Genomic DNA, 12689 nt, shown 5'->3' on the forward strand with positions numbered 1-12689 from the left:
GGTGCCGTGGATATTACGTAGATACAGTTGGAAAAAATAAGGCAAAGATACAAGATTACATTAGGCACCAACTTGAGCATGATAAGCTTGGTGATCAATTATCTCTTCCATATTCTGGAAACCCGTTTACGGGTCGCAAGTAACAGAGATGCAGATGCCAGACGAACGTGCGCCTGCTAGGGCGCTGCTAGTAAGAAAGCCTTATAGGCGCATATGAAGAACCCCCAGCTATGCTGGGGGGTACCTTTTTGGACTGTAGTGAAAGGTTGTGAAAAAGAGCTTCCGGTAACGCTATGTGTCGTTGCAACATATGAAGATATTTTTATTGTGTTGTGAAGTCTGGTAGAAAGTGGGCACAAAGCCTTTGCGGGGTGCGTCAGAAGTGCGCCGGTGCCGTGCTGTGCGGTGTGTTGCGGGAAGAAGAACAAACAGGTGCTCATTGAAAAGGCAGCATGGGGATAAGCCCAAGCCGCCCTCGTTGTGGATTAAGGGGCATCCGGTGCGACTGGCGTGTCATCTGCGCCATGTCGGAAAGCCGAGCCTAAGGGTCTGATATTCCTTCGTGATCGTTAACGGCAGTTTTGCCGGATACGTCAAGAACTCCTCATGTGCCGTCTCACCATGCGCTAAAGCACTTCAAGGCGGCTTACTTCGATAGAGAGTTCTTCAAATGTGTCGTTATCTACTTCACCGAAAAGGCGGACAGTGGTTTGCGGAGTTACTTCCTGTCCGGCAAACATGTTATGGTTTATTTCTACCGTGATTTTGCCGGTGCTGTCTTGAAAGGTGTACTTGTCGTTGGCGCTTTGCAGCTTTTCAATGATTTGTCCTTGAAGGACGCAGGGGGTGTTATCTGCTGCTTTTTCTGCCTGCGCCACGGTTTTTACGGGCGGGGTGCTTCCGGGACCGGTAAAGTCTGCTTTGGTTGGTGCTGAAAAAATAATGATAAGCGCAAGGGTCAACATGCAGATTGTGGAAAGTGATTTGAACATCTAACTAACTCCATTCTGTTAAATGATAATGAAAAGAGTCTGTTTTTTATGTCAGGCTCATGTGCCAATTGTAATAAATATAGAATGAAATATGTTTCTACTATTTCTAATATTGTATGTTCAAATCAGTTTTGTATACTTGATGTTATTCATGATGTCTGTTTTACCTTGCTTTTAAACATAGATATTGTTCTGTTGCAGTCAAGGTGCAAGGTGTCATTGTAGCAGAAAATCGGGAAAGGGAAGGGAACCGTGTGCATTCCTCGGCATACGCATGGTTATGCGCCAATAATTGCGGCGGCTTGACCTTATTCAATTACTTCGTTTTCAAGGACGATATATTTGATAGGCAAACAGATGACAGCGGCCTCGGATGAGGGCAACGTCATCTCAGGGCGTGAACGGGCAGAAAATGATACTGGAAGTGTGGTAAATGTTTTTTTATTATATATAAAAAGCAGATGCGCTATTGTAGTTGGCTGGGTCACTGGAAAGTAACAGAAGCAAGTGCAGTTGCTGGCGGCCGCGTTCAATAAAGATAGAAACTACGCTTTGTTGATTGGCTACTGACTTGTCTTTATTTCACCCCCTTGCGGAGAGTTCCGTTTGTCAGGGGCGGACAGTATGAGATGAGGTATCAGTGGAAAAATGTTATAGTCTTATCAGGGTAGTATTTCGCCCTGCTATATAATTGCCAAAGAGTGGGCCTGGCGTCGAAAACGCGAAAGCGGTGCAGTAGGTGAAGACAAAGAAATCAAGAAAGGAAGAAGCGCTGGCTTAAGCAAAAACGGCCCCGTATGTACGGGGCCGTTCTGTATTCTGTGTGCTTGTTTTATTAGTCGATAGTTTCGTCCGAATACAGGAAGCAGCGGACCTTGTGCCCGTTTTCCAGAGTGCTGAGTGCGGGAGTTTTCTGGCTGCACTTTTCCATAGCATCGGGGCAGCGGGGGTGGAAATGACACCCCGCAGGCGAATTAAGCGGGGTGGGCAGTTCGCCCTTCAGCCCTTCACGGGCAGGCGTTACGTTAACGTCTGCCACAGGGGCCGCGCTCAGCAGGATGCGGGTATAAGGGTGACTGGGATTGGCGTACAGCTCATGCTTGTCTGCCAGCTCCACAATTCTGCCCAGATACATTACAGCCACACGGTCGCTGATATGCTTTACAACGCTAAGGTCGTGGGAAACAAACAGGTATGTCAGATTGAACTCATCCTGCAGGTCCATCAGCAGGTTGATAACCTGAGCCTGAATGGAAACGTCCAGCGCAGAGACTGGCTCGTCGCAGATGATAAGTTCCGGCTGCAGAGCAAGTGCCCGCGCCACACCTATTCTCTGGCGTTGACCACCGGAGAACTCGTGCGGGTAGCGGCGGATGTGCCCGGGGCGGAGGCCTACCTTGTCCATCAGATAACGAACGCGGTCAAGGCGCTCTGCCTTGTTGCCCATGCCGTGGATGAGCAGCCCCTCGCCGATGATCTGACCGACGGTCTGGCGCGGGTTTAGCGATGAATACGGGTCCTGAAAGATAATCTGCATACGCGCACGCAGCGGAATCATCTCTTTACGGCCCAGACCCAGAATGTCTGTTCCGTCAAAGGTTACGGCACCGGCGGTGGGTTCTTCCAGCCGCAGGATTGCGCGGCCCAGTGTGGACTTGCCGCAGCCGGATTCTCCCACAAGGCCCAGAGTTTCTCCACGGATGATGTCCAGATCAACTCCGTCCACAGCTTTTACAAAGCCGCCTGCACGTTTCAGACTGCCTTTCACTTCATAATATTTACGCAGGCCGTGCAGTTCTACCAGTGTTTCCGGCGAACTGCCGCCCAGATTATTGTTGGCCATGTTTTCTCCTGAATGACACGGGGGCCGGCATGGCTAGCCGGCGGAAAGACTACTCCTGACACAACCAGCAACGGACAAGGTGACCGTCGGCTGCGGGGTCAAGCTGCGGCTCCTCCAGACGGCAACGATCGAATGCATGTCTGCACCGGTCGTGGAAACGGCAGCCCTGAGGCAGATTGAGCAATGATGGAACCATTCCGGGAATTGTTTCCAGCCGCTCTTTATCCGCATGGGCACCAAGTCCGGGGATGGAGCGCATCAGTCCGCGTGTATACGGATGGAGCGGGTTGTTGAAGAGTTCGCGCACATCTGCCTGCTCCACAACCCTGCCTGCATACATGACCACAACCTTCTGGGCTGTTTCGGCGATTACACCCAAGTCATGCGTGATAAGCTGGATAGCCGTGCCTGTTTTTTCACGCAGGTTGTCCATCAGTTCCAGAATTTGAGCCTGAATGGTTACGTCCAGCGCTGTAGTCGGTTCGTCTGCAATGATCAGCTTCGGGCTGCACGCAAGCGCCATGGCAATCATAACGCGCTGGCGCATACCGCCGCTCATCTGGTGAGGATAGTCCTCAACCCGTGATTCGGGAGAGGGGATACCTACCTGCTGCAAAAGCTCAATGGCTCTGTCGTGCGCAGCTTTTTTACTGATGTTTTCGTGCAGGATAAGCGTTTCCGCAATCTGGTCGCCCACGCGGAACACCGGATTCAACGATGTCATGGGCTCCTGAAAGATCATGGAAATCTTGTTGCCGCGCACTGTCCGCATCTGTTTTTCAGAAAGCGTCAGCAGGTCGGTGCCGTCAAACATGATTTTCCCGGAAACAATGCGGCCGGGCGGTTCGGGGATAAGGCGCATAACGGAAAGTGCGGTTACGCTTTTGCCACAACCGGATTCACCAACAACCCCCAGTGTTTCACCGGGATTGATGGAGTAGCTCACATCACCGACAGCTTTGGCTATGCCCCTGTCTGTATAAAAGTACGTCGAAAGTCCTTCGACGGAAAGAAGCGGTTTTGTCATAGTTCCCCCTAGTCGCGCAGTCTGGGATCAAGTGCATCACGCAGGCCGTCACCCAGCAGGTTAAAGCCCAATACCGCCAGCAGAATGGTAATGCCGGGGAAGGTGACAACCCACCATGCGCGCAGAATAAGCGCACGTCCGCCAGCCAGCATGGCACCCCATTCCGGAGTGGGCGGCTGTGCGCCAAGACCGAGGAAGCTGAGCGCTGCCGCTTCCAGAATGGCGGATGCAAAGCCGAGTGTGGTCTGGACTATCAGCGGGGCAAGACAGTTGGGCAGGATATGCTGGAAGATAAGCCGCATGTCGGATGCACCAAGTGCCCTTGCCGCCTGCACATAGTCTTTCGAGTATTCTTCCAGCACGCTGCCGCGCACGATTCGTGCGTATCGCGGTATGGAAACCACCCCGATGGCAATCATGGCATTTTCCAGACTGGGGCCCAGAAACGCAACAATGACAATGGCCAGCAGGATGCTGGGAAAGGCCAGCAGGATATCCATGATGCGCATGATGACAATATCAGTCCAGCCGCGATAGAAGCCCGCTATGGCTCCGGCAATAGTGCCGAAAAAGAGCGAGATGGAGACTGATACCACGCCCACAAGCATGGAAATCTGTGCGCCGTAGATCAGGCGCGAAAGCAGGTCGCGTCCAAAATCGTCGGTACCCAGAAAGTGCGTGATGCTGCCTTTAGCGTCCCAGACAGGTGGTTTGAGTTTGGAATACAGCGATTGTTCCAGCGGGTCATGCGGAGCGATAAACGGTCCGAGCAGTGCCAGAAAAATAAAGAATCCTACGATAATCAGTCCGGCCATGGCGGTGCGGTTTTTGTGCAACCGCAGCATGGCTTCCACTATGGGGGAATGGGACTTTTCTTCCTGTACGGTCGTATTTTCAGTAAGTGCCTGCGACATGACTACACCTTGATCCTCGGGTTGATGACCGCATACAGCAGGTCTACAAGCACGTTGATAAGCACGAATAACGTGGCGATAAGCATTGTGCCGCCCTGAACCGCGTTGAAGTCTCGCGCGTAGACCGCGTTCAGCAGCCACGAGCCGATACCGGGCCATGCAAAGATGGTTTCGGTAAGAATGGCGCCGCCCAGCAGAATGCTGAACTGCAGGCCGATGATGGTGACAATGGGAATTAGTGCGTTACGCAACGCGTGCTTATAATGTACCACGCGAGGGGCAAGGCCTTTTGCCTTTGCGGTGCGGATGTAATCCTGACGAAGAACTTCCAGCATACTGGAACGGGTCATGCGGGCGATGATCGCCATGGGGATGGTGCTCAGCGTAAATGCAGGCATGATGATGTGGTGCAGCGCATCCTTGAACGCCGTCCAGTTGCCCTGAAGTATCGAGTCTACAAGATACAGGCCTGTGATACTTTCCAGAGTGATATCGTATGATAGCCTGCCTGATAGCGGCAGCCAGCCCAGATTGACTGAAAAAATAATCATCAGCACCAGCCCTAGCCAGAAAATAGGCATGGAAACGCCGATGAGTGAAAGCACCATGGAGCCGTAGTCAAACAGGGAATACTGGCGTGTTGCGGATACAATGCCCGCAAGCATACCCAGCACCACCGCAAAAGTGATGGCTACCAGCGCCAGCTCCAGCGTGGCAGGAAAGTGTGTAGCTATTTCCGTGGTGATTTTTTCGTTGGTACGTAGCGCACGGCCAAGGTCGCCCTGAACAAGTCTGCCCATAAAAAGGCCGTACTGTACATACAGCGGCTTATCAAGGCCCAGCTGTTGGCGCAGTTCCGTAAGGGCTTTTTCGTTGGCGCGTTCGCCCAGCATCATTTCTGCGGGGTCGCCGGGCACAAGGTGGATCATGAAAAAGACCAGCACCGATATGCCTAGTACCGTCGGTATAACCTGCAGTAGTCGTCTGATTAAAAATTGTAACAATGCTCTTCCCGTTGAATACGACGGCAGGGGCGTTTTCGCGCCCCTGCCGGTGGTAGTTTATAACTGACTGTCTAAGCTGGGGTTACTTCATCCATACCTTGTGCAGGTACACGCTGGTTGTGGGATGCAGCTTGAAGTCCTGCACACGCTTGTGCTGGGGCTGAGCCACAATGGAGTGAGCCATGTTGATCATGGGCACGTCCTGATGGATGAGAGCCTGAGCCTTTTTGTAGATTTCGGCGCGCTTTGCCTGATCGGTGGTGCGCTTACCGGCTACCATCAGCTCGTGGTATTCTTCGTTTTTCCACTGGGTGCGGACGTTGGGGTCTGCAAGGCCGTCCAGAAGGATGGCAAGGAAGTTGTCAGGGTCACCGTTGTCACCGGTCCAGCCAAGCTGGAACAGGTCCATGGCAGGGTCCTGAGTGCGCTGCTTTTTCAGGTAGGTTCCCCATTCCATGGTTACCAGCTCCACATTGATGCCGACAGCCTTCAGGTCAGCCTGAATGGCTTCGCCGACTTTCATGCCGCTGGGGTTGTAGGGACGTGCAACAGGCATGCACCACAGGGTGATTTTGTCCTGACCCGCAGCTTTCAGCTTGCCTTCAAAATCAGCTTCTTTCAGCAGCTGGCGAGCTTTTTCAGGGTTGTACTCGTGTCCGGTCAGCTCGTCGTTGTAGCCCCACAGGGTGGGAGGAATGGTGTTAACTGCGGGAACACCCATGCCGTAGTAAATGTTATCCACGATTGCCTGCTTGTTCACAGCATGTGCAATAGCACGGCGAATGCGCGGGTCCTGCCACAGTTCCTTGGTATGGTTGAAGGAAAGGTAGCCGACGTTCATGCCGGGCTGAGTGATAACAGCAAGGTTGGGGTTGGATTTTGCCAGTTCAACATCTTCGGGGTTGGGGTACTGGCAGATGTGCACGTTGCCGGACATCAGTTCAAGGAAGCGGACGGAGTTGTCGGGAATAACGCGGAAGATAACTTTATCAAGGTAGGGGGCGCCGTTCCAGTGTGCATCGAAACGTTCAAGGGTGATGCGGTCGTTCTTCTGCCATGAGGTTATTTTGAACGGGCCGGTACCTACGGGATTGGTAATGTAATCTGCACCGTGCTTCAGCACTGCGGTGGGGCTGACGATGTCGGCAAAGTCCATGGCCATGTTGGCGATGAAGGGAGCCTCGGGGCGTTTGAGCTTGTACACTACTGTGTAGGCGTCGGTTGCCTCAATGGACTCGATGATGTCGTCCATTTCCATGGAAAGCCAGTATTCGGGAGCGGGCGCATTTACAGGCCAGTCCCACTGTTTCTGGAAAAATTTTGCTCTGGTTTTGTCTTTCATCTGACGGCCATGCGAGAACACAACCGCATCGGCATCAAAGGGGGTGCCGTCATGGAAGCTGACGCCTTCACGCAGATGGAAGGTGTAGGTCATGCCATCTTCGGAGATATCCCAGGAAGTGGCAAGAGAAGGGGTAAGGGCCGTGGATTCGGGCTCGAAGCCGACAAGCGCATCATAGATGTTGTCGCACACCATAAATGAGTTGCCGTCGGTTTCGTACGCGGGGTCAAGGCCGGGGCTGTCTGCACCGCGGGCAAAGACCAGTGTTCCGCCTTTTTTTGGTGCAGCCTCGGCGGGCTGGGCGTTCAGCGTGTAGGCTGTCAGAGTGACTGCAGCCAGCATCAGCAGCAAGAGTTTTTTCAACATGCAAGCCTCCCGGTAAAGATGGTGGTGTATGGCGTAAAGCACCCCACTGTCTTGCATGTGCTGCATGTTTTGCAGCACATGCATTTAAGACAGCAGGGCGCGCGTCATCTTAAGCATCGTATCACAAAAATGTGAGAGAGGAAAGTATGGCGTTCTTGCTTGTTGTATGACCACTCAATCTATCAGGCGTCTTCCATCTCTCTGGTGAGTGCAGACAGTGTTTCATGGAGCTTTTGCACGCTTGGAATATGCAGACACTCATCTTTTGAGTGCAGTGTGCCGAATCCTTCAGCGCCCCACACTACACCTACAAGGCCGTTTTCGCCCAGATAGCGCGCATCACTTGCGCCGTGCTCTTTATCGGTAACTGCGCCTGCTATCTGCAACAGGCGGTCTGTATGCGGGTGCGGATCAGACAAAAAGACCGGAACAGTTCGTATGACGGTAACATCGCCGGAAGCCGTTTTACGTATTTTGTCAATAAGCGCATCTTTATCGTCATTCTCTGTATATCTGATGTTAAACCAGCCTTCAGCAATGTCAGGTACTTTATTAGTAGATTCTCCAGCCTGTATTTTGCCGAAGTTAATAGTTCTATGCCAATGTTCATCATTCTCTTCCGTAAAGAGAGCTTTGATTTTTGCGTAATCATTGATGAGTACTTCAATGGCATTTGTACCGTTCCATGGGCGCGCTCCATGGGCAGCCTGTCCGTGGCAGGTAAGTTTCAGGTCAATGATGCCCTTTTCCTTGGTAATGACACGTCCGGGGTCGCCGCCGTCAAGTGCCACAACATAGTCTGCTTTAACCATCCGCAGTGCAATCGCTGCACCATTGCCGCCGCCCACTTCTTCGTCACCGGTGATAAGCAGTCCGAGAGCCATGTCTGCCTGATTGCCACCTTTTGCACGGATGGCATCAAAGCGTTCTTTAAAAAGAATCAGGCCCAGCGCAACAGCATACTTATCATCGTTGGCGCCTCTGCCGTACAGTCGGTCATTTTCCACCCGTGGAACAAACATCTCTTCTTCTGCGTCAACAACATCAATATGGGCCATAAGAAGCAGTTTGGTTTTTCCTTTTTCCGGTAAAACCATGATGGAGGGAGTACCGTTGTGATTGATGCGCTCGGCATGGATGCCGTTTCGGGCACACCACGCCATAATAAAGTCGGCACAACGGTGAATTTCTTCCGGTCTGCTATGCATGGAAGGAAATCTGATAAGGTCACTGGTAAGATCGACAATTTGTTGCACAGAAGACATATAAGGCTCCTTAAAAATACTATGTATGAAAGATGGCTATAATGTCGCCTGTAATGCTTCTTGGCAAGGTTGATGTTTCAATCGGGCTGTATTCTTTTTGAGAGATTGCCTTTTGTGCCCTGCCGGCAGGGCAGGCTTGAGGCCTTCGGGGGAAGGGGGCTTCTTCTGTAAGCAAGACCTCTCAGACGGAAGCAGTTGCAAAGTTTCCGTCTTCAGTAAGAGGCTTTTTTGTACTGCTTTTTTGAGTTGGTATCTTGCCATGCAGGTATGTCATACTTACAAGCAACACTGTATGAGGCAGCAAGGCGTCACTAGGGAGCTGTAATGCCTGAACGCCTCGGAAACATGCGGGCGGGCACCTGCGTGTTTCCGCCGTACCGGCGGTTCCGGAAAATTTATTTGCAGCGGCAGATGCCGCCGAGGATGACGATGACGCTTCCCATTGTTTCAATTATCGCTGGTCTATTGTTGTTGGTTTACAGTGCAGACAGGTTTGTTCTGGGCTCATCTGCTACTGCGAGGCACTTTGGCATGCCGCCACTGCTTATTGGTATGGTTGTTGTCGGTTTCGGCACTTCTGTACCTGAGATGCTGGTGTCTCTTATGGCTGCGCTTGATGGAACGCCGGGAATCGCACTAGGCAACGCATATGGCTCAAATATAACCAATATCGGCCTTATACTCGGGGCTACTGCTGTGCTCGGGCCTATTATGGTCAGTTCGCAGGTGCTGCGCAAAGAGCTGCCTATCCTTATAGGTGTGACGTTGATGACCGGCGTTATTTTGTGGGATGGCAGTCTGACCAGAACAGATGCCGCCATGTTGCTGGTGGTCTTTGCCGTGCTGGTGGGCTGGTCCATTTATCAGGGGATGCGCTCTTCCAAAGACGCTTTCGGTGAGGAAATGGAACAGCAGGTTGAGGAACAGGGGCTGTCCTTTAAGGCCGGTCTTTTCTGGACACTTTTAGGGCTGGCCCTTCTTATTGTCAGTTCGCGGATGCTGGTATGGGGTGCCGTGCAGGTTGCGGTTTCGCTGGGGCTAAGTGAACTTGTGATCGGCCTGACCATTGTAGCTATCGGTACATCGCTGCCGGAACTTGCCTCTTCACTGGCTGCTGCACGTCGCGGAGAGCATGATATCGCTCTGGGCAACGTTGTGGGTTCCAACCTGTTTAATACCCTTGCGGTAGTCGGTATTGCCGGTGTCGTGTCGCCGATGCAGGTTGACCCTGCCGCGTTAAGCCGTGATTTGCTGGTAATGGGCGGCTTCACCGTAGCCCTTTTTGTAATGGGCTACCCCGTACACCGTGCAGGGCGGATTAACAGACTTGAAGGTTCGGCTTTGCTGGTTGCGTATCTTGCTTACTCTGCATGGCTGGCGTTGTCTGCTTCCTTGCCGGCATAATTGTCATTCAGATTGTTTTTTCAGACGGGGCGCCTTGTGGCGCCCCTGTTTTTTTGCTTGACAGTAGGAGCAGGGGGACTGGCTTAATCTGAGCTGGCACCATCATTCTTCCGGGGCGTTGGGGCAACATACCGTTATGGTATATGAAAAAAGCTTACCCCGGTTGACAGTAATACTTGTGAGAAGTAGTGTCCTGGCTAGTGTTACTAATGTCATTTTTAGTAGCACTTGAGATTCAAGATTGTGTCATTAATATTGTCTGCGGGCACCGGGCAGAATACATATGGGGTGTTGCAGGCATAAACGGAGGAGTGGATTGTGATCAACGGTATACTGTCTCTGAGTTCCTGTCGGGCGAAAGCGAGCTTCAACAACCTGATGTTTAAGTCACTTGTTGTGCTTTGTCTGCTTATTACCTCTGCCGGAATGGCTTTTGCCCATTTCGGCATGGTTATTCCTTCCACCTCTATGGCGGTTGAAAAAAATCAGCGTAATCTGAGCCTGCAGATTTCATTTTCACACCCTATGGAAATGGTAGGCATGGAAATGGTCAAGCCTCTGGAAGTTGCTGTGGTGACTGACGGGGAAAAGACCGACCTTTCTGAAACGTTGCAGGCCGCTACTGTGATGGAACACAAGGCATGGCGTATTGATTACAGCATCAAACGCCCCGGTGTTTCACAATTTTACGTGGTACCTCAGCTTTATTGGGAACCCGCAGAAGATTGCTATATCCAGCATCTGACCAAAGCGTATGTTGCCAGCTTTGGCGAAGAAGAAGGCTGGGAGGAACCGGTAGGGCTTCGTACCGAGATTGTTCCCCTTACACGTCCTTTCGGCAACTATGCCGGAAACATTTTTCAGGGCCGCGTGCTGATGGACGGCAAGCCTGTTGCCGGTGCTGTTGTAGAAGTGGAATACTATAACAAGGATAACAAGTACGCGATTCCTAATGAATACTATGTAACACAAGCTGTTGTTGCCGATGATAACGGCGTATTTACCTATGCTGTACCGTGGGGCGGCTGGTGGGGCTTTGCAGCCCTTAATACTGCGCCGGAAAAGATTGACCATAACGGTGAGCAGAAAGACCTTGAACTCGGAGCAGTTTTGTGGACCGAGTTTCTTGAACCGATGAAAAAATAAGGCTATGCACCAAGTTGAGTGCGGCTGCCAGACGCTGGTCGCCGCATTTTTTCTGACTTTGAATTTTTACCGCAGGCGTGGCAGGCGTCTGATGCAAGCAAAGGCAGGATGAATGCATATTTCTGAAGGGGTGTTGTCAGCGCCTGTCCTTCTGGGCGGTGCCGCTGTGGCGGCTGCAGGCATAGCAATCGGTCTGCGTAAGGTGGACTATGATCGCCTGATGACGGTTGCTTTGCTCTCTGCCGCTTTTTTTGTAGGGTCGCTTATCCATATTCCTGTCGGCCCTGTCAGCGCGCATCTTATTTTAAACGGCCTGTTGGGCGCAGTGCTCGGGTGGGCCGCTTTTCCGGCTATTTTTACGGCATTGCTGCTGCAGGCTGTGCTTTTTCAGTACGGCGGACTGACCATTCTGGGCGTGAATACGGCTACCATGGCATCTGCTGCTGTTATCTGCTTTGCAGTTTTTTCGCCTCTGATGCGGCGCGAAGGGCGGTTACGCACTGTCGGTGCTTTCTGCTGCGGCGCATTTGGCGTGTTGCTGGCCGGACTGTTTACGGCAGGTTGTCTGGCCTTTTCGGATGAGGGCTTCTTACAGGCGGCAAAGCTTATTGTAATAGCACATCTGCCTGTCATGCTTATCGAAGGTATTATTACTGCACTTACAGTATCATTTCTGGCCCGTTCGCGCCCTGAGATTCTGCACGGGGCATTACGCGGGCAGTAACAGAGCTCGGAAAAAGGAGCAGGTATGAGATTCGGTTTTTCCGGCAGAATTGCAGCGGGCATCGCCGTGCTGATGATTTTGGGCTGGGCATCAGCGGCATCTGCCCACAGGATAAACGTATTTGCCTACGCGGAAGGTGACATAATCACTGTACAGGGCGGGTATAGCAAATCGAGGCCTGTTAAAGGCGGTACTGTGATTGTTGCCGATAAGGCGGACGGGGACGAATTTTTACGCGGCGAGACGGATGATCTGGGCTTTTTTGTGTTCAATGTGCCAGAATCGGCAAAGGCTGAACGGGCAGACCTGCGGATTACCCTGATTGCAGGTGAAGGTCATCAGGACAGCTGGATTGTGGAGGCGAAAGAATACGCTCCTGCCGCAGCGGATGCAGATGACACATCGACTTCGACAATGCAGCCTTATTCTGAAGAACCTGCAGGGCAAAGTGTTTCTGATGCGGGTATTTCAATGGATGAAGCTGCAATGCGGCGCATTGTTGAGGAAGTTGTTGAACGTAAGATTGCTCCGGTACGTGAAATGCTTCTTGAAGAGCAGCAATCCGGCCCGGGACTGGCAGAAGTTATGGGCGGCCTCGGCTATTTTGTCGGCTTGTTCGGCATTGCAGCATATCTGAAAAGTCGTAAGAGTTAGCACGCTAT

11 protein-coding genes and 1 pseudogene are annotated in these 12689 nt (G+C 52.0%); 5 read left to right on the top strand and 7 right to left on the bottom strand.

Annotated features, from left to right (window positions below; genetic code table 11):
- Positions 1-143: pseudogene (locus tag ACK5LI_RS16065) on the top strand (IS200/IS605 family transposase); the annotation flags it as partial.
- A gap of 483 nt (positions 144-626) precedes the next feature.
- Here the strand turns inward: ACK5LI_RS16065 and ACK5LI_RS16070 are convergent.
- The 7 genes from ACK5LI_RS16070 to ACK5LI_RS16100 all read right to left on the bottom strand — a co-directional run bounded on the left by ACK5LI_RS16070 (position 627) and on the right by ACK5LI_RS16100 (position 8753).
- Entirely contained in the window at positions 627-992 is a 366-nt protein-coding gene (locus ACK5LI_RS16070; protein ID WP_416951237.1) for a NirD/YgiW/YdeI family stress tolerance protein, read from the bottom strand.
- 835 nt (positions 993-1827) lie between these two features.
- The gene (locus ACK5LI_RS16075) at positions 1828-2835 is read right to left on the bottom strand and encodes an ABC transporter ATP-binding protein (RefSeq protein WP_416951239.1); all 1008 of its coding nucleotides are present in this window, start codon (positions 2833-2835) and stop codon (positions 1828-1830) included.
- Positions 2836-2884: 49 nt separating this feature from the next.
- A complete protein-coding gene (locus ACK5LI_RS16080) occupies positions 2885-3862 on the bottom strand; it encodes an ABC transporter ATP-binding protein (RefSeq protein ID WP_416951241.1) in 978 nt (325 codons plus the stop codon).
- 8 nt (positions 3863-3870) lie between these two features.
- Positions 3871-4776 (bottom strand): nickel transporter permease, encoded by a 906-nt coding sequence (nikC, locus tag ACK5LI_RS16085; protein WP_416951243.1) that lies wholly within the window; start codon positions 4774-4776, stop codon positions 3871-3873.
- Between the two features lie 2 nt (positions 4777-4778).
- Positions 4779-5780 (bottom strand): ABC transporter permease, encoded by a 1002-nt coding sequence (locus ACK5LI_RS16090; RefSeq protein WP_416951245.1) that lies wholly within the window; start codon positions 5778-5780, stop codon positions 4779-4781.
- 82 nt (positions 5781-5862) lie between these two features.
- The gene (locus tag ACK5LI_RS16095) at positions 5863-7488 is read right to left on the bottom strand and encodes an ABC transporter substrate-binding protein (RefSeq protein WP_416951247.1); all 1626 of its coding nucleotides are present in this window, start codon (positions 7486-7488) and stop codon (positions 5863-5865) included.
- Positions 7489-7670: 182 nt separating this feature from the next.
- A complete protein-coding gene (locus ACK5LI_RS16100) occupies positions 7671-8753 on the bottom strand; it encodes a M20 family metallopeptidase (RefSeq protein ID WP_416951249.1) in 1083 nt (360 codons plus the stop codon).
- A 429-nt stretch (positions 8754-9182) separates the two neighbouring features.
- Here ACK5LI_RS16100 and ACK5LI_RS16105 point away from each other — a divergent pair, with 429 nt between their 5' ends.
- The 4 genes from ACK5LI_RS16105 (at position 9183) to ACK5LI_RS16120 (ending at position 12681) form a co-directional block, all read left to right on the top strand.
- Positions 9183-10157, top strand: a complete 975-nt coding sequence (locus tag ACK5LI_RS16105; protein WP_416951251.1) for a calcium/sodium antiporter — start codon at positions 9183-9185, stop codon at positions 10155-10157.
- Positions 10158-10535: 378 nt separating this feature from the next.
- The gene (locus ACK5LI_RS16110; protein ID WP_416951434.1) at positions 10536-11303 is read left to right on the top strand and encodes a DUF4198 domain-containing protein; all 768 of its coding nucleotides are present in this window, start codon (positions 10536-10538) and stop codon (positions 11301-11303) included.
- Positions 11304-11415: 112 nt separating this feature from the next.
- Entirely contained in the window at positions 11416-12027 is a 612-nt protein-coding gene (gene cbiM / locus ACK5LI_RS16115; RefSeq protein ID WP_416951253.1) for a cobalt transporter CbiM, read from the top strand.
- Between the two features lie 24 nt (positions 12028-12051).
- Entirely contained in the window at positions 12052-12681 is a 630-nt protein-coding gene (locus ACK5LI_RS16120; protein WP_416951254.1) for a hypothetical protein, read from the top strand.
- Positions 12682-12689 lie beyond the last annotated feature (8 nt).

It is taken from the genome of Oleidesulfovibrio sp., from assembly GCF_047973035.1.
Classification (GTDB): Bacteria; Desulfobacterota; Desulfovibrionia; order Desulfovibrionales; family Desulfovibrionaceae; genus Oleidesulfovibrio.

Bases quoted from the DNA above. Each gene is read 5' to 3' on its own strand.
- ACK5LI_RS16070 (WP_416951237.1), bottom strand. From the start codon at position 992: ATGTTCAAATCACTTTCCACAATCTGCATGTTGACCCTTGCGCTTATC.
- ACK5LI_RS16075 (WP_416951239.1), bottom strand. From the start codon at position 2,835: ATGGCCAACAATAATCTGGGCGGCAGTTCGCCGGAAACACTGGTAGAA.
- ACK5LI_RS16080 (WP_416951241.1), bottom strand. From the start codon at position 3,862: ATGACAAAACCGCTTCTTTCCGTCGAAGGACTTTCGACGTACTTTTAT.
- nikC (WP_416951243.1), bottom strand. From the start codon at position 4,776: ATGTCGCAGGCACTTACTGAAAATACGACCGTACAGGAAGAAAAGTCC.
- ACK5LI_RS16095 (WP_416951247.1), bottom strand. From the start codon at position 7,488: ATGTTGAAAAAACTCTTGCTGCTGATGCTGGCTGCAGTCACTCTGACA.
- ACK5LI_RS16100 (WP_416951249.1), bottom strand. From the start codon at position 8,753: ATGTCTTCTGTGCAACAAATTGTCGATCTTACCAGTGACCTTATCAGA.
- ACK5LI_RS16105 (WP_416951251.1), top strand. From the start codon at position 9,183: ATGACGCTTCCCATTGTTTCAATTATCGCTGGTCTATTGTTGTTGGTT.
- ACK5LI_RS16110 (WP_416951434.1), top strand. From the start codon at position 10,536: ATGTTTAAGTCACTTGTTGTGCTTTGTCTGCTTATTACCTCTGCCGGA.
- cbiM (WP_416951253.1), top strand. From the start codon at position 11,416: ATGCATATTTCTGAAGGGGTGTTGTCAGCGCCTGTCCTTCTGGGCGGT.
- ACK5LI_RS16120 (WP_416951254.1), top strand. From the start codon at position 12,052: ATGAGATTCGGTTTTTCCGGCAGAATTGCAGCGGGCATCGCCGTGCTG.